This is a genomic window from Vibrio sp. DW001 (assembly GCF_029016285.1).
In the GTDB taxonomy this organism is placed as follows: domain Bacteria; phylum Pseudomonadota; class Gammaproteobacteria; order Enterobacterales; family Vibrionaceae; genus Vibrio.
Window position 1 is genome coordinate 1,079,454 of record NZ_CP091975.1, and the last position, 20,644, is coordinate 1,100,097.

The 20,644-nt window shown below is 40.1% G+C and carries 19 protein-coding genes; 14 read left to right on the forward strand and 5 right to left on the reverse strand.

Annotation, left to right across the window (positions count from 1 at the left end; translation table 11 throughout):
- The first annotated feature begins 39 nt into the window (after positions 1–39).
- Positions 40–588, forward strand: a complete 549-nt coding sequence (locus tag L3V77_RS05230; RefSeq protein ID WP_275136049.1) for an XRE family transcriptional regulator — start codon at positions 40–42, stop codon at positions 586–588.
- Between the two features lie 83 nt (positions 589–671).
- On the opposite strand, the gene L3V77_RS05235 is transcribed toward L3V77_RS05230, so the two are convergent.
- Positions 672–1,220: an XRE family transcriptional regulator gene (locus L3V77_RS05235; protein WP_275136050.1), complete on the reverse strand. Its 549-nt coding sequence runs from the start codon at positions 1,218–1,220 to the stop codon at positions 672–674.
- 371 nt (positions 1,221–1,591) lie between these two features.
- On the opposite strand from L3V77_RS05235, the gene L3V77_RS05240 reads away from it, so the two are divergent.
- The 6 genes from L3V77_RS05240 to L3V77_RS05265 all read left to right on the forward strand — a co-directional run bounded on the left by L3V77_RS05240 (position 1,592) and on the right by L3V77_RS05265 (position 12,625).
- Positions 1,592–2,728 (forward strand): hypothetical protein, encoded by a 1,137-nt coding sequence (locus tag L3V77_RS05240; protein WP_275136051.1) that lies wholly within the window; start codon positions 1,592–1,594, stop codon positions 2,726–2,728.
- Positions 2,729–2,905: 177 nt separating this feature from the next.
- Entirely contained in the window at positions 2,906–4,000 is a 1,095-nt protein-coding gene (locus L3V77_RS05245; protein WP_275136052.1) for a NapC/NirT family cytochrome c, read from the forward strand.
- 93 nt (positions 4,001–4,093) lie between these two features.
- The gene (locus L3V77_RS05250; RefSeq protein ID WP_275136053.1) at positions 4,094–6,538 is read left to right on the forward strand and encodes a molybdopterin guanine dinucleotide-containing S/N-oxide reductase; all 2,445 of its coding nucleotides are present in this window, start codon (positions 4,094–4,096) and stop codon (positions 6,536–6,538) included.
- Positions 6,539–7,095: 557 nt separating this feature from the next.
- Positions 7,096–9,051: a methyl-accepting chemotaxis protein gene (locus L3V77_RS05255; protein WP_275136054.1), complete on the forward strand. Its 1,956-nt coding sequence runs from the start codon at positions 7,096–7,098 to the stop codon at positions 9,049–9,051.
- A 46-nt stretch (positions 9,052–9,097) separates the two neighbouring features.
- Complete coding sequence (locus tag L3V77_RS05260; protein WP_275136055.1) at positions 9,098–12,040, forward strand: EAL domain-containing protein; 2,943 nt, start codon at positions 9,098–9,100, stop codon at positions 12,038–12,040.
- A 318-nt stretch (positions 12,041–12,358) separates the two neighbouring features.
- Positions 12,359–12,625, forward strand: coding sequence for a DUF5062 family protein (locus L3V77_RS05265; protein WP_275136056.1), 267 nt, complete (start codon positions 12,359–12,361; stop codon positions 12,623–12,625).
- A 63-nt stretch (positions 12,626–12,688) separates the two neighbouring features.
- Here the strand turns inward: L3V77_RS05265 and L3V77_RS05270 are convergent, their stop codons facing one another.
- Positions 12,689–12,901, reverse strand: coding sequence for a YwbE family protein (locus tag L3V77_RS05270; RefSeq protein WP_275136057.1), 213 nt, complete (start codon positions 12,899–12,901; stop codon positions 12,689–12,691).
- 164 nt (positions 12,902–13,065) lie between these two features.
- On the reverse strand, positions 13,066–14,166 hold the full coding sequence (locus L3V77_RS05275; protein ID WP_275136058.1) for an alkene reductase: 1,101 nt from the start codon (positions 14,164–14,166) through the stop codon (positions 13,066–13,068).
- 166 nt (positions 14,167–14,332) lie between these two features.
- On the opposite strand from L3V77_RS05275, the gene L3V77_RS05280 reads away from it, so the two are divergent.
- Entirely contained in the window at positions 14,333–15,250 is a 918-nt protein-coding gene (locus L3V77_RS05280) for a LysR family transcriptional regulator (protein ID WP_275136059.1), read from the forward strand.
- 71 nt (positions 15,251–15,321) lie between these two features.
- Here L3V77_RS05280 and L3V77_RS05285 read toward each other — a convergent pair whose 3' ends face one another.
- On the reverse strand, positions 15,322–16,218 hold the full coding sequence (locus L3V77_RS05285; protein ID WP_275136060.1) for an AraC family transcriptional regulator: 897 nt from the start codon (positions 16,216–16,218) through the stop codon (positions 15,322–15,324).
- A 175-nt stretch (positions 16,219–16,393) separates the two neighbouring features.
- Between L3V77_RS05285 and L3V77_RS05290 the strand changes: the two genes are divergently transcribed.
- Both L3V77_RS05290 and L3V77_RS05295 read left to right on the forward strand, forming a co-directional pair.
- The gene (locus tag L3V77_RS05290; RefSeq protein ID WP_275136061.1) at positions 16,394–17,296 is read left to right on the forward strand and encodes an EamA family transporter; all 903 of its coding nucleotides are present in this window, start codon (positions 16,394–16,396) and stop codon (positions 17,294–17,296) included.
- Between the two features lie 126 nt (positions 17,297–17,422).
- Entirely contained in the window at positions 17,423–17,818 is a 396-nt protein-coding gene (locus L3V77_RS05295) for a DUF2391 family protein (RefSeq protein WP_275136062.1), read from the forward strand.
- A gap of 125 nt (positions 17,819–17,943) precedes the next feature.
- On the opposite strand, the gene L3V77_RS05300 is transcribed toward L3V77_RS05295, so the two are convergent.
- On the reverse strand, positions 17,944–18,372 hold the full coding sequence (locus tag L3V77_RS05300; protein ID WP_275136063.1) for a carboxymuconolactone decarboxylase family protein: 429 nt from the start codon (positions 18,370–18,372) through the stop codon (positions 17,944–17,946).
- 125 nt (positions 18,373–18,497) lie between these two features.
- Between L3V77_RS05300 and L3V77_RS05305 the strand changes: the two genes are divergently transcribed.
- The 4 genes from L3V77_RS05305 to L3V77_RS05320 all read left to right on the forward strand — a co-directional run bounded on the left by L3V77_RS05305 (position 18,498) and on the right by L3V77_RS05320 (position 20,612).
- Positions 18,498–19,388 (forward strand): LysR family transcriptional regulator, encoded by an 891-nt coding sequence (locus L3V77_RS05305; protein ID WP_275136064.1) that lies wholly within the window; start codon positions 18,498–18,500, stop codon positions 19,386–19,388.
- A gap of 172 nt (positions 19,389–19,560) precedes the next feature.
- The gene (locus L3V77_RS05310) at positions 19,561–19,734 is read left to right on the forward strand and encodes a hypothetical protein (protein WP_275136065.1); all 174 of its coding nucleotides are present in this window, start codon (positions 19,561–19,563) and stop codon (positions 19,732–19,734) included.
- A 36-nt stretch (positions 19,735–19,770) separates the two neighbouring features.
- Complete coding sequence (locus L3V77_RS05315; protein ID WP_275136066.1) at positions 19,771–20,256, forward strand: GNAT family N-acetyltransferase; 486 nt, start codon at positions 19,771–19,773, stop codon at positions 20,254–20,256.
- A 56-nt stretch (positions 20,257–20,312) separates the two neighbouring features.
- Entirely contained in the window at positions 20,313–20,612 is a 300-nt protein-coding gene (locus tag L3V77_RS05320; protein WP_275136067.1) for a Dabb family protein, read from the forward strand.
- The last annotated feature ends 32 nt before the right edge of the window (positions 20,613–20,644 follow it).

Consider the following 20,644-nt stretch of genomic DNA (forward strand, 5'->3'; position numbering starts at 1 on the left):
GTATATATAATCGCGTCAGGAAAAATAGGTTGTAAGAATATGGATGATATTTCCGCAATGGGAGACACTCTTAAACATACCAGAAATAAGATGGGTTTAAGTTTAAGTGAGGTTTCTTCCATGACCGGTGTGAGCAAAACCATGCTTAGTCAGATAGAGCGTGCGGAGTCAATGCCGACAATTGCTACTGTTTGGAAAATTGCTAACGGTCTAAGGATAAAACTAGAAACGCTGTTAAATTCTTCAGGTAAATTATATGAAGTCAAAGATATCGATGACATGATTCCTTTGAGGGATGATGATGATCGGATATTGATTTACAGTATATTTCCATTTTCTCCGACGAGTGGTTTTGAAGTTTTCTACGGAATCTTGAAGCCAGGATGTAATTATGCTAAATCGAACCATAAAAACAGTACTACCGAGCAAATATTTGTATCTCAAGGGAAAATTGAATTAGTCGTTGGAAAGAAGACATATCATATCAAAGAGGGCTGTGCGATTGCCTTCGACTCTAAAGAAGATCATACCTATATAAACTCAGGTGATAAGGATGCCTCGGTTCACATCATCGTTAACTATGAATAGAGACTCAAACTAGGCACCACAAACAATGGGCAGACAAAGAGGAGTCGCTAATCTCCTCTTATCAATTTATTTTTTAATCACATTTATTCATAGTTAACTATTATGAGTACATTTGCATCTATATCACCGGAATTTACATAAGTGTGGTCTTCTTTGGAGTCAAATGAGATCGAGCTCCCTGCTTTGATGTGGTAAGTACTTTTTCCTACAATTAATTCCAGCGTTCCTTGAGAAACAAATAGCTGTTCAGTGCTGCTGTTCATATGATTAGCATTGGAATAGTTACAACCAGGCTTGAATACACCATAAAAGACCTCGAATCCGCTCATCGGAGAAAATGGAAATATGCTGTAGATGATCATGCGGCCATCATCATCTTTAATAGACATTTTATCATCAATGCTTTTTACATCGTAAAGCTTGCTTGAATTGTCCAATAATGTATCAAGTTTAATTTTCATACCATTGGCGATTTTCCAGACAATCGCGATTGTCGGCATTGACTCTGCACGCTCTATCTGACTAAGCATGGTTTTACTCACACCGGTCATGGAAGAAACTTCACTTAGGCTCAGGCCCATTTTATTGCGAGTACTTTTGAGCTTTTCTCCCAGCGCGGATAAGCCGTCCATATAAACTTCCTTTTCCCAATATTTTATCTGATGTAGTCATCTACATACAAAGTAGACTGATTGTAATGCAAAACTCTTTAAAAAGAGCATATTAATTCCAGTGCCATCATTTCATAGCGAAACAATTAGTCTACAAAGTGATAGAAAATTGAATTTACCTAGTCATCTTAGGTCTGCTCAAACTCCACTGCAGCTGTCTCATTAATCATCCTCCCATTTGACATTGATAATTAACTAAATAACACTATTACGGACATGTGGCCACTATAGTGAACATATGGCATGTGTGAATCTTCAATAACAAATCGTACTTGGGCGATGGTAAAAGTGCCCGATAGAACTATTTCTTGATAGTTTTTTGGAGCAGTATTATGGGTAATCAAAAGATGAGTTTTAGCAAGTTGTCCAACTTAATTGGTGCTTTACTTGCCTACTTGATTGGTGCGGGCTTTGCGACTGGTCAAGAGACCGTACAATTCTTTGCAGGATGGGGTTCTGTCTGGGCTACCTTACTGATTGGGCTTATCACGTTCGCTATGATGTATCTGGCTTATACTGCATATGCATATGCTGGTCGGACTCGTGGTATTAATGATGTATCTGGTATTTTCAGGCTTTATGCTGGTCCTATCGTGGGTAAGTTGTTTGAATCTTTTTCATGGACATTTAACGCCTGTGCCTATGTTTTTATGGTCTCCGGTTTTGGTAACGTATTACACCAACAATGGGGGATGCCTATCGCAATCGGCAGCGCCATCGCTGTTATTATCTCCGTTGGTACGGCCGCTGCCGGATTAAACAAAATAATCGATATTATTGGAAAGATTGGTCCCATCATCATGGGGTTTACATTACTTATCGGCCTTATTTCTTCTTTCCACTACTATCCATTTATCGCGGCAGGAAATGCGGCAATAAATAATGGGGAAGTTCAGGTTACACGTGCTGGCGCTAATGTTCTTTTGTCCGGTTTATCTTACGGTGGAGTCTGTCTTTTGCTCGTTTCTGCCATGGTAGGTCGAATGGGCGCTGAGTTACGTGATTACGACTTCAGATACACCAAATTCATTCTTGGCATTTCTGCGTTCGCGCTTCCTTTCGTCAATATAGTAATGGGCCTCAATCATATAGGTAATATTAAGGCCGCTTCTTTGGCTCCTATTCCTAACCTGCTACTTGCTAATAATATTTTCGGAACAGTCGGTGGGCTTTTCGCTATCATTATTCTTGTCGCTGTTTACAGCACACTTTGCCCTATCATCTGGACTTGTGTCTCGATGTTTATAAAAGATGAAAAGAGCCTTAAATATAAGTTAGTTTGTGTTATCGCTGGTACGAGTGCCTATTTAATTGCTCTATTCATACCGTACCAGACTCTACTGAACTATATAATGACGTATTGCGGCTATACAGGTGCAATCGTGTGTGGAGTCGTTGTCGTCCGTTGCCATATGATTAAAGCTAAAGATAAACAAAAAGAATTGTTTGATGATAAACAAGGTATTTGAGTGCGCATAATAAATGCGGAGCAAGGTGAAGTAATTGGATTGAACTGAATATTCAACATCCATAATAAATTTGACGTTGTTAGCATAAATTCAATCACACTATGAATTAGAACCTTCGATATCTTGCTTTTTTTGTCCGTCATAACGTATTATATCCAGTATGACGTACGATATGTGATGAAGATGAAAAAGACGATAGTAGTTTTGTTGATTGGCCTAGCGATTGGTTGGGTTACTTTAGGTGGTACACAAGTGGTAATGCATGCTACCTCTGATACCGAATTTTGCCTGTCCTGCCACACCATGAAAATCCCCTATGAGGAATATCAGAGTTCCATTCATTATAGTAACCCCAAAGGTATAAGGGCTGAATGTTCTGACTGCCATATCCCACAAGATACAGTTGATTACCTGATCACCAAGATCCGTGCATCGAAAGATATCTATCATGAATTTGTAACCGGAAAAATAGATACCGAAGAGAAATACGAAGAACATCGTATGTCGATGGCACAAACGGTTTGGGATCAGATGAAAGCAAATGATTCTGCGACATGCCGTTCTTGCCATGAGTTTGACGCTATGGACACTTATGAGCAATCTGAAGAAGCCGTGAAAATGCATGCTTATGGTCAAGAAAACAACCAAACCTGCATCGAGTGCCATAAAGGTGTCGCTCACTTCCCACCAGTGCTAGAACTCGATTCAGAAGCTTTCGACAACCTGTTCTCTCTTGCAGAAGAGACTAAGGACATCGTTAAAAATGTTGTGACCATCAATGGTGCCGATATAGGTGAGTTTGGTCGTATCAATCCAGCGGTTCAGATTGAGGTGATCAAAACAAGCGGTAATAACCGAGAAGTCAAGTTATCCGGTTACCAAATGAAAGGCGCTGAACAGGTTATTTACATGGGTGAAGGGAAGCGCTCGATTATTGCCACCCTTTCCGAGAAAGGACAAGCCGCTCTTGATGTTGGTGAATATAAAGTGGACGAATATGATAACGAATGGCGTCAAGCTGAGTTAGTTATCACTATTGATGCACCAGTACTACCTTCATTTGAACCAATGTGGGCTTATGCAGAAGAGTTAGACAACGTTTATTGTTCTGCATGTCATGCAAAAATTCCTCCTGGTCACTTTACAGTTAATGCTTGGGGCCCGGTAGCGAAAGGTATGGGTGAGCGTACCGATATCTCTGAACTCGATCTAGAAATACTCACTAAATACTTCCAAAACCATGCGAAAGATATCGCTGGTTCGGGCCATTAAATGCAATAAAGGAATCTGTTTGCCTGACAAATTTCCAGTTGTATGAGATTGGATTTTCAGGGAATAGGAATCTAAAAAAAAGAGGATATTACTATGACTGAATTTACGCGTCGTAGCTTTCTAAAAAGTACAGGTGTTGTTGCTGGTGCATGTGCGTTTACATCACTTGTTCCATTATCTGCTGAAGCAAAAGTGAACGGAAAAGGGGTACTGACTGCATCTCGAATGGGGCCTTTATATGCCATGGTTAAAGATGGCAAGCTAGTTGCTACAGAAGGTGCATTACCAAAAACAGTACCCAATAGTCTTCAGTTAACCGGTCCGGACCAAGTGCACACAAAGGCACGTATTAAGTACCCGATGGTGCGTAAAAGCTACCTAGAAAACCCTGAAAATCCTGCTCTGCCTCGCGGGAAAGATGAGTATGTTCGTGTTTCATGGGACAAAGCAATGAAGCTTGTTCATGACCAGCATATGCGTATTCGTGGTGAATATGGCGATGAGACAGTATTTGCAGGTGCATATGGTTGGCGCTCGTCAGGCGTATTACATAAAGGTCGTGAACTCCTTCGTCGTTATATGTCTCTTGCTGGTGGTTATACAAGTCACCTAGGTGATTATTCAACGGGGGCGTCCCAAGTAATCATGCCACACGTAATGGGTTCTATCGAGGTGTACGAACAACAGACTACACACCCTGTTGTAATGGAAAGCAGTGATGTTGTGGTCATGTGGGGAATGAACCCAATGAACACACTTAAGATTGCTTGGACCTCGAATGAAAACTCAGGTATTGAATTCTTTCATCAGTTAAAAAAATCAGGAAAAACAGTTATTTGCATAGATCCAATGCGCTCTGAAACCATCGATTTTTTCGGTGACGCCGCTCAATGGATTGCACCCCATCCTTTTACTGATACCGCGATGATGCTTGGTGTTGCTTACTCTCTTGTTGACAAGAAGAAGCACGACAAGAAATTCTTGGATAAATATACTGTTGGGTATGGCAAGTTTGAAGAGTATTTACTCGGTAAATCTGATGGAATACCTAAGACTCCTGCATGGGCGGAGGCAATTTGTGGTGTTCCTGCGAAGCAAATGGAAACGCTAGCGGATATTTTCAGCGGTAATCGCACGATGTTAATGTCTGGCTGGTCGATGCAGCGCCAGCAAAACGGTGAACAACGCCATTGGATGTTAGCGACTCTTGCTGCAATGCTGGGACAGATTGGTCTTCCAGGTGGTGGTTTTGGTCTTTCTTATCATTACTCTAATGGTGGCAACCCAACTCGCGATGGCGGTGTGCTCCCAGCAATGGGTGCAACGGTTGGTAAAACAGGAAAGTCAGGTGCTCGTTCAGCTTCAAAAGAGGCCGTGAACGCACTACCCGTAGCTCGAATTGTCGAAGCGCTGGAAAATCCAGGCAAAAAATACATGCACAACGGCCATGAGCTGACATTCCCAGAGCTTAAACTCGTTTGGTGGACAGGTGGCGGTAACTTTACGCACCATCAAGATACAAATCGTCTAATCAAAGCATGGCAAACACTTGAGCTTTCTGTCGTCTCAGAAATTTATTGGACGGCTGCCGCGAAACATGCGGATGTTGTATTCCCGATCACGACATCATTTGAAAGAAATGATATGACGATGACTGGTGACTATTCGAAAGCACACATTGTACCAATGCCAAAAGTTGTTGAGCCTCAATTTGAATCTCGCAGTGACTTTGAAGTATTCGCTGGTATGTCAGAGCTTCTAATGCCAGGAGAAGGCCGTGAAGTCTTTACCGAAGGCAAGGAAGAGATGGATTGGCTGAAGTACTTCTACGATGAAGCGGCGAAAGGGGCCAAACGTGCTCGAGTTCGCATGCCCAAGTTCAATCAATTTTGGGATAAGAATCAACTTATTGAAATGAAGCCTAATAAGAAGAATGAAAAATTCGTTCGTCATGCAGGTTTCCGTAAAGACCCAATCATGAATGCCCTAGGCACTCCTTCTGGAAAAATAGAAATTTACTCTAAGACTATTGAAGGATTTGGATTAAAAGATTGCCCTCCCCATGCTACATGGATGGTGCCAGATGAGTACGCTGGAAACGCGAAGATAGATGAACTGACAATGATAACGTCTCATTCAGCTGATCGTCTGCATAGCCAGTTTAACTATGCGAAACTTCGCGACCAGTATGCTATTGCGAACCGCGAACCAATTTCCATTAATATAGAAGATGCTAGAGTCCGTGGCATTAAGAATGGTGACTTGGTAAGAGCGTTTAACGATCGTGGCCAGATTCTCGTTGGCGCGTTAGTTACCGACGGTATCAAGCAGGGTACCGTTTGCGTTCATGAAGGTGCATGGCCCGATCTTGATGAAAATGGTTTATGTCGCAACGGTGGGCCAAACGTGCTTACTCGTGATATCCCAACATCACGTTTAGCGAATGGTTGTGCTGCCAATTCTTCTATTGTTCGTATTGAGAAGTATAAAGGCAAAGCACCTAGTTTGATGGCATTTAGCCCCCCTAAGAACGGATAATAACGTAAAGAAAGCTTAAGAGGAGCCTATGGCTCCTCATTCATATTGCGCTGGTTTGAACTCGAGAGTGACGTTTGTAACCCCTTAGATCGAAGATACCTTCTGATCAGACCTCTAAATATATTGAATACATCACATATAGATCAGGTTCGGTTAACTCTATGGAATCCCCCCTCATAACATGACTTATCTTCTTCTGTAATTGTACCATCACTCCAATCCCGGTATCGTTGTCATCCATTCAAAATGTCATCATGTGATACTGTAAGTTATTGATTTTATTGCAACCAACTCATGAACCGACACTTTGATTATCAAATAAAACCACATTCATATTTGTATTGAATATTGGTTCGATTGTCAGAAGAAGTAAAGGTGCCATATTGCTCACAAACCTACTTAACTAAGGGGGATGGGTTAAGGGAATTAGAAATCGTTCGAGAATATATTTAGGGTTTGATGTGTTATTTTTTATATTTTTGGTTTAATCTTTAATCAAAGGTTAAAATAGTTAAATAATTGTAAATTTCAATATCAACAATATTAAAAGGGTTTTTATGATAAGTAAGTTGAAGCTTAATACTCAGCTGTATGTCTCTTTTGGGCTTATATTGCTGTTATTATCAGTTATATCTATAGCATCATACGTGGGATTCAATAGGGCACATGATGGCTTTGTTGAGTATCGAGGATTAGCAAGAGATACAAACCTTGTGGGACGCGTTCAAGCGAACATGTTGACCATGAGATTATCAGTTCTTAGCTATATTAATACTCAGTCTGATGAGTCTGTTACGCAATACAATGAACGTCGTAACAAGATGAAAGAATTCTTAGATGAGGCTAAAAAGGAAATTCAACAGCCAGAAAGAGCGGTCGCTGTGAGTAACATAGTTTCTGAGATTAAGGACTATGAGGAAGGATTTGAACAGGTCCGTAACCTTTTCAGTCAAAGAAATCAGATAGTTGAAGAAGATCTTGATCCTAATGGCTTGGAAATGCGAGAGGCGTTATCAAGTATTATTGTATCGGCATATGAGGACAAGGATAACGAAGCTGCATTTCTAGCGGCACAATTGCAAGAGCACTTATTGCTTGCTCGCCTATATGTGAATAAATTTTTGGTTTCCAACAATTCTGAAGATGCAGAAAGAGCAAAGAATGAGTTATCGGAAAAAATGCCTTTATTTTTAGAAGAACTGAATAAACGATTAAATAATAAAACTAGAATAGAGTTATTAGAAAATATTAATAAAGGACATGCTTTGTATGTGGCCGCATTTAATAATATAGAATCGGTTATAACACAAAGAAATAACTATATTGAAAACACCTTAAATACAATAGGGCCTCGCGTTGCCCAGGAAATTGAGAAAGTAAAGCTATCGGTTAAAAAAGATCAAGATACATTAGGGCCCAAAGTTCAAAGCGATACTGAAACTGGATTGACTATTATTATAGTCGTTGCCTTAATAGCGGTTGCTTTAGGCGTTATTATCTCAGTTGTCATGCCTAGAATAATAAAGAAACCTATTGGAGGGGAACCAAAAGAGATAGAAGCACTAGTAAATATTATTGCTAATGGTGATTTAACCAACGTTCCTCAATTAGATGATAATAGTGTGGGTGTCTATCGTTCTACACTAGTAATGGCAAATAATTTTAAAGAAATTATTTTTGATATTAATCAATCCTCTAACCAACTACTTGATCTATCGAGTCAGTTAGGGAGTTCATCGACTAAAGTAGATAACGCTTCAAAATCTCAGATGATGCAATTAGAGCAGGTAGCAACAGCGATGAATGAAATGACGGCAACCGTTTCTGAAGTGGCTCAAAACGCGGTTGAAGCATCAAACTCATCGAATGACGCAAGCGACAAGTCAGGGAGAGGCTTGCACGTGGTAAGTGAAATGAATAAAGATATAAATCAGTTGGTTAGTGATATTAGTCGCGTCCATTCTGCGATTACGAACGTGCAAAATGAAACAAAAAATGTTGGCGGGATATTGGATGTTATTCGAGGGATAGCCGATCAAACAAACCTATTGGCTTTGAATGCTGCTATTGAGGCTGCGAGAGCGGGTGAGCATGGCAGAGGCTTTGCCGTTGTTGCTGATGAAGTTCGTACTCTGGCAACAAAAACACAAGAAAGTACCAATGAAATACAATCGATGATACAGGTTCTTCAAGAGCAAGCTTCTCAATCCGTGAGCTTAATGAGTGAGAACTCGAGAAGTGCAGAACTAACACTAAGCAAATCGGATGAAGCGAGTAGTGCCCTTGTATTGATTGAACGTGAGATACGTACTATTCAAGACATGAACAATCAAATTGCAACGGCAGCAGAAGAACAGTCGAGTGTTGCAGCAGAGATCAATGAAAATGTCGTGAATGTTAATGACTTAGCGGCAAGCACAGCTGACGATGTTCAAGAGAACGTGAGAACAGCCGATTCCCTACAAGTCATGGCGAATCGCCTAAGTGATGCGATAAGTATGTTTAAAGTATAAAAAGGACATCAATGGCTACTTTTTGAATATATTGTTAGGGGTTCGAATGGATAATCTTAAAGATAGAATTAAATGGCACGTATTCGCTTTTGTTCTTTACTATTTCTTAGCGAGCCTTTCAATATTATTAACGAGAGATAGCCATTCTATTGCATTGATTTGGTACCCAAATGTCGTTTATGGCCTTTTATTGACGACACAACCTGTTAAGCATTGGGGCTCACTTTCGATTACTTTAGTTCTAGCAAATTTGTCCGCGAATTTACCTCATTCTTTTAGCTTTATTCAGACGATGGCCTACCTTCCTTCTAACATAATAGAAGTTATGTTAGTTGCTTATTTATGTAAGTATCATTGTGATATCAGTAAGGTACTTGAATCGAGGCATGAATTCTTAAAAGTTCTAATTTACGTGTGTTTTATTCCGCCAACAATAGGTGCAATAGTCAGTTCTTTTGTTTTTTTCTTAATGGGGCAAGTTAGTATTCCTTCCCTTTGGTTTCATTGGACAATAAGTAGTATGTTAGGAAGTGTGAGCATTCTACCCATATCATTGTGCCTAATGGCTTTTGATAGGAAAAAGATACTTGAGTTATCTTTGACACCAACTTCTTTATTATATTTCGCTATTTCAATTATTGTGACATACGCCGCGAGTAGATACTCGACTGAGCCATTTGTCATTGTGCTTATTTTACTTATCCTTGTCGCGTCCAAGTCATTTTTCAGGCTCTCATTTACCATATTTAATCTGAGTTTACTCATACCCGTCTTGATCTATTTCGAACAGTTTCCGTATTCAAAAAGCAATGATCTGGTTTATCTTTATGGTTATCTTCTGATGATTATTCTCTGTTCATTGCTTTACTCAATTACATTGAGAAAAGCAAGAATCGACAATAGAACATTGGAAAGTGTCTCGTTTAAAGCAACACAGTTGTATGAAAAAACGCCCGCAGCAATGCACTCAATTAATAATGAAGGTGTAATTGTTGCCGTCAGTGATAAATGGTTGGAGTTATTTGGTTATAGAAGGGACGAAGTCATTGGTAAAAAATCCAGTGATTTTTTGACTCGAGCTTCTGCGGAGATAGCCATCAATGAGACCCTGCCACGGTTTTTCAAAACAGGACGAATTGATAAGATTAATTATGAGTTCGTTAGATCTGACAATAAAACATTAGATATCGAATTATCCGCAATACTCATTAAAGATGAATCTGAGAGTCGGTCTTATGCGGTTTTATATGACGTGTCTAAGGAGAAAATTCTAACGAAACAGTTGTATGAAGAAAACGAGTTACTAGAAATTACACTTCAGTCCATGGGCGATGGCATGATAGCGACAGACGAACATGGATATATTACGTATCTGAATCCGGTTGCTGAGTTGCTAACTGGAGTGAAGTTTGCTGATGCAAAAGGTAAACCGTTTGAAGATGTGGTTCATCTATATGCCGACAGCTCTGGTAAGTCTTTATACAATCCAGCGGAGTTAGCGATCGAAAACAATTGTCGTATGGGGATCCCTGAGACGGCCTATTTGAAAAGCACGACTGGAGACAAATTTCTAATTCAGGATTCCGTTTCACCGATAATTGATAAACAAGGGAATGTTCGTGGTGCGGTAATGGTCTTCCAAGATGTCACCGAAACACGGGCAATATCTGAAAGAATGTCCTATCTCGCGCAACACGATATGCTCACAGATTTACCAAACCGAGTGTTATTAATGGATCGGTTGACCATAGCATGTGCGAATTACAACAGACACAAAATTGGCTTTTCTCTGCTGTTTTTGGATTTAGATAACTTTAAGACTATCAACGACTCCTTAGGACATAGCTTTGGTGACGATGTATTAAAATGCATTGCTAAAAGAATCAAATCAGTCACAAGAGAAACCGATACCGTTTCACGAATAGGTGGCGACGAATTTGTCATTATTTTGGAGGGTGATTTTAATTTGGTTCAACTATCAAAATGGTGTACTGAATTTTTGGTGAGCATAGCGACCCCTATAATAGTAAGGGGCCGTGAGTTTATAATAACGGGGAGCGTGGGTGTATCATCGTGCCCACGAGATGCGAAAGATCCTGAAACGTTGCTCCGTAGAGCTGATGTTGCAATGTATCGAGCCAAAAATCTTGGACGTAACGCGTTCAGTCTTTATTCCCGGAAAATGGAAGTAGAGCTAAATGAGCGATTACATTTAGAGCAAAAACTTAGATATGCGGTAGAGCATAAAGAGATTGTGTTTTTCTATCAACCAATTGTTGAAGCAGGTAATCAACGCGTCGTTTATGCTGAAGGGTTGTGCCGCTGGATCTCATCAGACGGTGTCATAACTCCTCCTGACAAGTTTATCCCGATTGCAGAAGAGACCCAAATCATTGTTGATATGGGTTATATGCTGCTGCGGCAGGCGTGCCAATCTATGTCTTTGTTGTCTGGTGTTTTTGGAAAGCTATCTCTCAATATTAGTGCCGTTCAACTATCCAAACCTAACTTTGTTGAAAACACAATTAGTATCATGCGCGAAGAGGGTGTGAAACCAGATAAATTTATCTTTGAAATTACAGAAACAAGTTTGATGCTAAACCCCGACGAAAGTTTGAAAGTGTTAAGTCGTTTAAAAAAGTTTGGTATTTTAATCGCGATAGACGATTTTGGTACAGGCTACTCGAGTTTGAGTTATCTAAAGCATTTTCCGGTTGATATTCTAAAAATTGATAAGGCATTTGTGGACGATATAGAGTTTAATCATCAAGATAGAACCTTTATTGAAGCGATAATTAAAATGGCCCGAACTCTTGATATCTTGGTGGTTGCAGAAGGTGTCGAAACGCGTGAGCAGGCGGATGCATTATTTGATATGGGTTGCAATTTTCTCCAAGGGTACTATTTTTCAAAACCAAAACCTTTAGAGCAAGTTATTGAGAGCAATGATTCTCTTGAAAACGTCGTCGCTATCAATAGAAAGCAATAAAGTAATATCTACAAATTAGCATGTAATACTGATAGTCGAATTGACCGTGTTTCGCTATAGATATAATCAAATGAAATCCAGAGGATACCTTGAGTTCACTGCATTTTTATTAACACGACTACCTGAAGAGCCCTTCACCGTTTTTTTTACATCTCATATAAACGTGATGTTGGGGCAGATGTCGTCAATGGTGATTGGTTTGAATACGAAAAAGGTGGTACTTTTCATTATACATTAGAGAGTATTCAAGCTCGGGAAGTTGTATACCTTGTTTGATATATACTAACTGAACGATTTGGTGTGAACGATGGGAACCATATGTCGAAAATAACTAAGATAAAAAACGAAGATAAACTACTCAAAAAAGCTCTGGAAGTTGGTAGTAAGATTGCCGAAATGCAGGGATACGAACTCACTAGCCCAAGTGCATCACAATCAATTAAAATTAAAGCGCTTTACTTGTTCTTAGTTAAAGTGCGCCAGATTACGCCTCTCCCTGCCGACAAATTAGATGGGCAAAATATTAAAAAGCGAATAGCATTATGGATGCATAACGCGTTACCTGAAGAAGACCCTCTGAAATAATCATAGATTAACCCAAATCAACGTGTGGTTGATTTGGGTGTCGCGGCGTCAGTTAATTATGGATTAAGTTTCTAATTTTGCTGCATTTAATATGACTTTTACTCGACCGACATCCCCACTTTCTAAACGAACTTTAATGCCGTGAGAGTGGTTTGGTGATTTGGTTAAGAGATCCTTCACAACCCCGGAGGTCAGTGTACCGCTACGTTGATCTTTTTTAAGTACAATCTGCACTTCTAACCCTGGATGTATATTGGCGCGTTTAGTCCCACTCATTGTCTCTACCTTAATGTATCGATTTTGCTTGAAGATACACTTAAATAGAGAGGTAGTCGAACCGACTTAGGCCTTCAGTCTGAGATTAGATTGATAACTTCGATTATCGAACACGTCAGTTTCCATTCGCCTCTTAGCATTAATCTCGTGAGGTGTAACAGAATTTATTGATGTTCACCCAAAGTTGGATAATCAATGTAGCCCACTTCGTTACCACCAAACAGTGTCGCTGCATTTAGCTCTGCGAGTTTATCGTTATTCTTTAAGCGCGAGACTAGATCTGGATTCGAAACGAAAGGACGACCGAAGGCAATAAGATCAGCGTAACCTTTATCCAGCATTTCATTTGCGCGTTCTTGTGTATAACTACCAGCAACAATAATGGTGTTAATAAAGTTTTCCCGCAATTCTATGCGGAAGCTTTCAGGAATGACGGGTGCATCGTCCCAATCAGCTTCTGATAAATGCAGGTAAGCAATATCACGTGCTTGTAGCTCTTTTGACACCTCTAAGATGGTAGGCACGATGTCTGGACAATCCATATCCTTAAATGTAATGAATGGTGCAAGTCGAACACCGACTTTGTCTGCGCCAATTGCATCAATTACAGCGTCAACAACGTCCAGAATAAATCGAATTCGATTCGTTCGGGTGCCGCCATAATTGTCCGTGCGTTTGTTTGAGTTTGTGCGAAGGAATTGGTCGATCAGATAGCCATTACCACCATGAATCTCAACGCCATTGAAACCGGCTTCCACAGCACGTTGTGCAGAGTAGGCAAAGTCTTTAATTACTCGATCTATATCTGCTTTATTCATCTCACGTGGTTGGATACATTCAACCATATTGCCGTTGCCTTCGATATCGGAAATCCAAACCTTCGTCTCTACTGGCGCTAAGGCAGACGGCGCAATAGGTCGTTCTCCTTTTTGAAATGTTGGGTGAGAAACACGGCCTACATGCCATAGCTGACAGAACATTGCCGCTCCTTGTTTTTGTGCCGCTTTTGTTACTCGTTGCCAACCATTTACTTGGTCATCAGTATATACACCAGGTGTAAATGAGTACCCTTGTGAGTCGTCTGAAATTTGAGTTGCTTCAGAAATGATCAACCCTGCGGTAGCACGTTGTTCGTAATATGTGGCCATCATTTCATTTGGAACATTCCCCGGTTGACTAGATCGTGCCCGCGTCATCGGAGCCATCACGACACAGTTTTGTAGGTCCAAGCTCTTTAGGGTTGTGTTCTGGAATAATTTGCTCATGTCGTTCTCTTTTATTGAATTATTAAATACAAATTGTTTCTTATAAATTCACAATTTGTGCTGTTACTTGCTTAATTATTCTCATTATAATCATTCGCTTCATTTTGATAATTGAGTAAAATGTGAAATTATAATTCGGTCTAACCGAATAATGGGGGAGGTGAAGGTGGATAAATTTTCTGATATGGAAATGTTCGTGAGTATCGTTAAGTATCAAGGGTTAGCGGTTGCTGGACGAGATCTTGGTCTTTCTCCAGCTACAATGACGGCAAGACTTCAAGCGCTCGAAGAACGGTATGGTGTAAAATTTCTTAATCGGAGCACAAGGCATTTGTCGTTAACGGAGGAGGGAGTGCTTTATTATAAGGCGTGCCTAGAAATACTCGATAGTGTAGGCGATGTAGAGAATCTTATACAAAACGGCGTTAATGATGTTAAAGGACCATTAAAGATAGTTGCGCCAAAGGATATTGGAAAGCAATATATCTTGAAGATATTGTCCGAATTCTCGCAACAATATCCGGATGTCGTGCCATACCTATATTTGAGTGATCATATTTCAAATATTGCAGAATCTAGTATCGATATCGTGATTCGCTATGGTGAGCTTGAAGATAGTAGTCTCATATCAAGAAGGCTATCGTCAAACCAGCGTGTACTGTGCGCATCACCAGCCTATCTCGCTAAACATGGAACCCCCATAAAACCACAAGATCTGACGGGTCATGACTGTCTAGCTATGGTTCGCAATGGAGAGGAATTGAAGACATGGCACTTCCGGAAGAAAAACGTAAAGGAATCAATGACAGTCGTTGCGAAGAGATTTTCAGATGATGGTGAAATCATTAGACAATGGGCGTTAGATGGTGCGGGGATAGCACTTAAATCATTATTAGATGTGCAAGATGATATTAACAATCAACGTCTTGTTGTCGTACTCGATGAGTATATGACGAACTTCAATGCATCTACTTTGGCGTCAAGTGCAGACTTGCATGTTGTGTACGTTAGTAAAAAATATCAACCCAAACGGATCCGACTATTTTTGGATTTTCTTTTTGAGAGATTTGGTGAGTTAGTGTAGTGGTGCGATGGATGAAGCTACAGGTGATGGTATATATCATTGAGTACGCCTTAGCGTGAAGTATTTCTGACTTATTTACATTGCTCTCGCCGAAACGCGGCGGGAGTTATTCCAACGCGTAATTTGAATTGCTGGGATAGGTGTTGCTGTGATGAAAAACCACATGCGAATGCGACATCGATTAAAGACATCGTCTGACGAGAAAGTAATTGTTTAGACAACACAATACGGCGAGATAGAACATATTGATGTGGGGAACATCCAAAGCTTATTTTGAACATTCTAGCGAAGTGAAAATCACTTAAATGAGTGAGTTTGGCCAGTTCATTTAATGTGAAAGAGTGGGACACATTTTCTTCAATAAAATCTATTGCTCGTTGTTGATTTATAGGCGATAAACCACTGGCACTGAGTGGTGTTTTTATTGGTTGGTGGCAATGCTGACGAACGAGATGAAGCAGCAATACTTGTTGTAAATGAGACACCATCAGTTTATCTGTTGAGCTCTCCCAATTAAGTTTTAGTATGGAGTCTCTGATCAGCTGATTAGTAAATGGGTCATCAACATAGGTAAGTTCTTTTAATTCTATATGACGACCTTCTTTATCAAATACCTGTTCAGAAAAATTACGCAGATGATCTTGTTCAAAATAGAAATGAAAAAAACGAAAAGGGTCTGAAAACAACCAGCTTGACCGGTGACCTTTCGGCATTAAACACAACTTATTCGCACCTCCAAATGCGTTACCTGAACTCATAATTCGTTGGGTATTTTGACCGCCTTCCAAATAGTAGCTCAATGTATGGTGTTCAGGCTTGTCATAGCTCGCTCTGCCATGGCTATTACTCCAAATAGCAGAACCCATACCGTTGTCCTGCCATAATTCCTTATGCAGAGTAGCCGTATTGTTTGTCAACACGTTGAAGACTTGTTTGCTTTTTGGCCTTAAAGGCAATCCTTTGTACATCAATACTCCTTAACCAATCTGCAATTTAATATACAGGTTGGGGCTGTCTATAAAAACAGATGAAAAAAGAAAACCGCAAGAATCTATAAAAATAACAGGAATCTAAACGCACACCTAACTTCAGATCGATACTATGAAACGGTACGATAATAATTTAACTAAGGTTAGTAAGACGATGAACAGTATTTTATACACTATAACGGTCTTTATATGGGGGTCGACGTGGCTGGCTATTTCGTATCAACTTGGTGATACACCTGTTGTTGTGTCTGTGGGTTGGAGGTTTGGTCTTGCTTCAATTGTTTTATTCGCCATTTTGATTTTTCGTAATGCATTACCAAAACTGTCTATAGAAAACCATAAAACCGCGGCGTTACTGGGTCTATGTCTATTTTCAAACAACTTTCTTTGTTTTTATGCTGCAACACAATATCTGCCTAGTGGGTTGAATGCTGTTGTGTTTTCACTCGCGCCCATTTTGAATGCTCTTAATCTCTGGGTTTTGGAAAAACATCGTCCATCTGGTCCGTTTTTACAACGTGCATTGATGGGGTTTATTGGCGTTGTTCTTCTTTTTGTATCTCAATTTTTAGGTACTGAGATGGACTGGACAATTTTGTTAGGTTTACTTCTTAGCTTTTTAGGGACGTGTTTGTTTTCAGTAGGTAATATGGTTTCTGCTCGAGCTCAAAAAAAGAAGATGCCACTGCTGCCAACTACCGCATGGGCTATGGGCTATGGTTCAGTTTATTTATTTGTTATCGCTCTAATATTCGGATTACCTCTGGGTATTACTATGACACCAATGTATCTTTCGGCACTGGTTTACCTTGCCATCATTGGGTCAGTCATTGGGTTTAATACTTACCTAGCTTTGGTGGGGAGGATCGGTGCCGCGAAGGCCGCTTATTGCACGGTTCTATTCCCTCTCGTTGCACTATCATTATCTACATTATTCGAAAGCTATGAATGGACATGGCTATCGGCACTTGGTGTCACTTTGGTGTTAGCGGGTAATCTACGTGTGTTTGGAATACCTGAGCCAATTAAACGTTGGTATAATTCTCACCTCGCCTAAGCGATTTGTGTCAGCAACCAGTTCAAACTATTTTAATGGAACACGAGATATTGAAGCGTTCAAAGTGCCATCATTAACAGGCGATAGATTAATGATCCATTGCAATCAGAACCATAAGGGTTTGGTATGAAGTTGAGTTTTAATTTTGAGGATGCGAGTCAAATATTTGTGGGTGCATTTGCGCTAGCAGTACCAATATCATTTTCCGAGGAGGCATGGAGGTTAGGTGAGACACTTCCAACGGCTAATTTACTCATGCTTTTTACCCTTTCAGTCGTTTTTCTGGGGTTATTTACCTACGAAAGCGTGTTTCAAAGAAATATAAAAACAAGACCGTTCGTTTTCATTTTGCGTATCTTTATTGCATATCTGATAACTGCGATGGTGGTTGCTCTTGTTCTTTTTTGCCTAAATAAATTGCCATTGTTAGTCGAGCCGATAGTCGCAATAAAACGAATCATCGTCATCACAATGCCCGCCTCCATGGGAGCAATCGTTGTCGATAGCTTCGACAAAGAATGAACCTGCCTAAATGAATGCTTAAGGATATACACCAAGCAGCAAAGCTGAGATGCGTTAAGTATAAGGCCAGCTCATGTAATGAGACTGGCTTAAGGAAATGCTAGAGGTCCTGCTGGGCGTCAAGGTTACTGAACTTGAGTCGCCACAGATATGCGATTCCATGTATTCATGATGGATACCAACATTATAAGTTGAGCAATTTGTACTTGTTCAAAGTACTCAGTTAGTTGCTTATATGTGGTATCGCTGACACCGTAATTAGAGATGTGTGTGATTTCTTCAGTTAACGCAAGTACTGCTCGTTCTTCTGAGGTGAATAATGGTGATTCATTCCATGCTGGAAGTGAGAACAATCGTTCTTGAGTTTCGCCTTTCTCCAACGCGGCTTTAGAGTGCATTTGAATGCAGTATGCACAGCCGTTGATCTGAGAAGTTCGAACTCGGATTAGTTCTTCAAGAATGGGTGAGAGGTTACATTTTTTTATATAGCCTTCTATGGTAAACATCGCATTGTAAGCTTCAGGTTGGGTCGCGTAGATATTGACTCGAGACATGTAAAATTCCTAATTCAATTATGGTAAATGTGTGTTCGTATTAAATATAGAGAACTTTATTGTTGACATAAATGTACATTTTGCTAAATAACTATTAGCAAAAAAGCATTAATGAGGAGAGCGAGATGAAACTTAAGCTCAGTGAATTGGAAGCGTTTGTAGCTGTGGCAGAGTCCAACAGTTTTAATTTAGCAGCAGAGAGGTTGGAAACGGCAAGTTCGGTTGTAAGTCGGAGCATCAAAAAGCTGGAATCAGAATTGGAAACCACCTTGTTTAATCGGACGACACGAAGTGTCACTTTAACGGGTGAAGGTGCGTGGCTTATGGATAGGGCAAGACGTATCTCTGAAGAAATTGTTGCAATAGATCATCATTTTTCACAGAAGCATAAGCAACCGCAGGGGGCTCTAACTGTCGATGCCGCATCATCATTCGCTTTGAATGCGATAGTTCCGTTGTTATCAGAATTCGCTCGCCTCTACCCTGATATTGAGGTGACGCTTGTCAGTAATGATTCCATTACAGATTTAATCGAAAGAAGGGTGGATGTCGCCATCAGAGTAGGGTCGCTTAGTGATTCAACGTTAAAGGCTCGAAAATTAGGGTCCACTCAGCGCGGGTTGTATGCAAGCCCCAGTTACCTAAAGCAATTTGGTTATCCTGATTGCAGCACACAATTATCTAAGTTCCAATGTTTAGGATTCGCCAAACATAAGTCTCTTAATACTTGGCCATTAATGGATGATACTGGTAATAGATTGGCTATTAACCCACAGATGAGTAGCAATAGTGGAGAGACGCTCAAGCAGATGGCTGTGAACGGGTTGGGTATTGCATGCCTATCCAACTTCACCGTTCATCAAGAGTTGGAGTCGGGTTTGCTAGAGCCTGTTTTAGAGCATCTCTGGGTGATTGAAAATATACCGATTAATGCCGTGTTTTATTCTGAACAATCACTAAGTCCAAGAGTCCGTGTTTTTATTGATTTCTTGGTGAAAGAAATAAAGTTAACGTAGGGTTTTTATTGTTGGTATTTTGACTATAAACGAGCGTTTTAGTGTGTACTTCAATCTTGGTAACGGAGATTAAAACGTTGGATGAAAGATACTTTTACTCATGGATATAGTTTATAAATGATGACTAAACGTTACGATTTCACTCGGTGTTGAAGCACAAAACGGAGGGGGTATGACCAAGAATAATAAAATGGGTTTGGGTATGACACTTGGCGCTGGATTAGGCGTTATATTTGGTGAATTTCTGTTTGATAATCATGGTGTCGGAATCGCTATAGGCGCTTTCATCGGAATTCTATTGGCCGCTATACTACCCAGTACATCCAGAACACACACGAAAAAATAATAAAGTACCCTAGAACATAACAAGACCAGTTAGAATATGATGAAACTTATCCAATTGAATAGATTTCAAATTGAATCGTTATCCCAACATGCTACAAACTCTAGAGACGTGATATTTGTTGAAGGTTCAGTCCCTCCTATTCATGTTTTGAATCGCTCTCTTTATCTTTGTCACAACGCAGCAGAGGAGCTTTGGGCATTGCCTTATTTCATGCAGAAAGCATCACACATAATTGGATGTTGTGGATTTAAAGGTGTGCCTAAGAACACCCGAATCGAGATTGGCTACAATGTAGCTCCTGACGCAAGAGGGTTGGGGGCTGCTACTTTTGCCGTGCAACAGTTGTCCCAAATCGCATTTGACTCTGGCTTAGTTAAAACGGTTGTTGCATTGATTTCCTCAGACAACAAAGCGTCGTTAAGTGTCGTTCGAAAAAATGGTTTTTCATATAAAGAATTGATAATCGACGAAGAAGGTGAAGAACTTGAATTATGGCAATTAGACATTATGCTTGAAGCCTAATTAAAACAATGTCTTCAGCCAGAGAAGAGCGAAAGATATAAGGGAATGAGAGAAAAATGATTCGTCATATAATGTTGGTGGAAATGAAACCAGAAGCCACGACCAAAGAAATTGAGGTAGCAGAGCAGGCTTTTATCGATATTCCGACTAAGATTGCAGGAATTGAAGCCGTAGAGTGGGGAATGAATAATAGCCCAGAAGGAAAAAATAAGGCCTACGACTTAGCGATCGTAATGACGTTTACGGACGAAAGTGCTCGCAATATTTATTTGACTCATCGAGAGCACGATGCCCTCAAGGTCCATTTTAAGAAGATAATCCAAGATATCGTTGTTCTAGACTATACGGTGTATTGAGTCATCAATTATCGGTATGGCTGATAAGGTTG

What these genes read in the sequence shown, in the direction of transcription:
- L3V77_RS05230 (WP_275136049.1), top strand. Translation starts at nt 40, where the DNA reads ATGGATGATATTTCCGCAATGGGAGACACTCTTAAACATACCAGAAAT.
- L3V77_RS05235 (WP_275136050.1), bottom strand. Translation starts at nt 1,220, where the DNA reads ATGGACGGCTTATCCGCGCTGGGAGAAAAGCTCAAAAGTACTCGCAAT.
- L3V77_RS05240 (WP_275136051.1), top strand. Translation starts at nt 1,592, where the DNA reads ATGGGTAATCAAAAGATGAGTTTTAGCAAGTTGTCCAACTTAATTGGT.
- L3V77_RS05245 (WP_275136052.1), top strand. Translation starts at nt 2,906, where the DNA reads ATGAAGATGAAAAAGACGATAGTAGTTTTGTTGATTGGCCTAGCGATT.
- L3V77_RS05250 (WP_275136053.1), top strand. Translation starts at nt 4,094, where the DNA reads ATGACTGAATTTACGCGTCGTAGCTTTCTAAAAAGTACAGGTGTTGTT.
- L3V77_RS05255 (WP_275136054.1), top strand. Translation starts at nt 7,096, where the DNA reads ATGATAAGTAAGTTGAAGCTTAATACTCAGCTGTATGTCTCTTTTGGG.
- L3V77_RS05260 (WP_275136055.1), top strand. Translation starts at nt 9,098, where the DNA reads ATGGATAATCTTAAAGATAGAATTAAATGGCACGTATTCGCTTTTGTT.
- L3V77_RS05265 (WP_275136056.1), top strand. Translation starts at nt 12,359, where the DNA reads ATGTCGAAAATAACTAAGATAAAAAACGAAGATAAACTACTCAAAAAA.
- L3V77_RS05270 (WP_275136057.1), bottom strand. Translation starts at nt 12,901, where the DNA reads ATGAGTGGGACTAAACGCGCCAATATACATCCAGGGTTAGAAGTGCAG.
- L3V77_RS05275 (WP_275136058.1), bottom strand. Translation starts at nt 14,166, where the DNA reads ATGAGCAAATTATTCCAGAACACAACCCTAAAGAGCTTGGACCTACAA.
- L3V77_RS05285 (WP_275136060.1), bottom strand. Translation starts at nt 16,218, where the DNA reads ATGTACAAAGGATTGCCTTTAAGGCCAAAAAGCAAACAAGTCTTCAAC.
- L3V77_RS05290 (WP_275136061.1), top strand. Translation starts at nt 16,394, where the DNA reads ATGAACAGTATTTTATACACTATAACGGTCTTTATATGGGGGTCGACG.
- L3V77_RS05295 (WP_275136062.1), top strand. Translation starts at nt 17,423, where the DNA reads ATGAAGTTGAGTTTTAATTTTGAGGATGCGAGTCAAATATTTGTGGGT.
- L3V77_RS05300 (WP_275136063.1), bottom strand. Translation starts at nt 18,372, where the DNA reads ATGTCTCGAGTCAATATCTACGCGACCCAACCTGAAGCTTACAATGCG.
- L3V77_RS05305 (WP_275136064.1), top strand. Translation starts at nt 18,498, where the DNA reads ATGAAACTTAAGCTCAGTGAATTGGAAGCGTTTGTAGCTGTGGCAGAG.
- L3V77_RS05310 (WP_275136065.1), top strand. Translation starts at nt 19,561, where the DNA reads ATGACCAAGAATAATAAAATGGGTTTGGGTATGACACTTGGCGCTGGA.
- L3V77_RS05315 (WP_275136066.1), top strand. Translation starts at nt 19,771, where the DNA reads ATGATGAAACTTATCCAATTGAATAGATTTCAAATTGAATCGTTATCC.
- L3V77_RS05320 (WP_275136067.1), top strand. Translation starts at nt 20,313, where the DNA reads ATGATTCGTCATATAATGTTGGTGGAAATGAAACCAGAAGCCACGACC.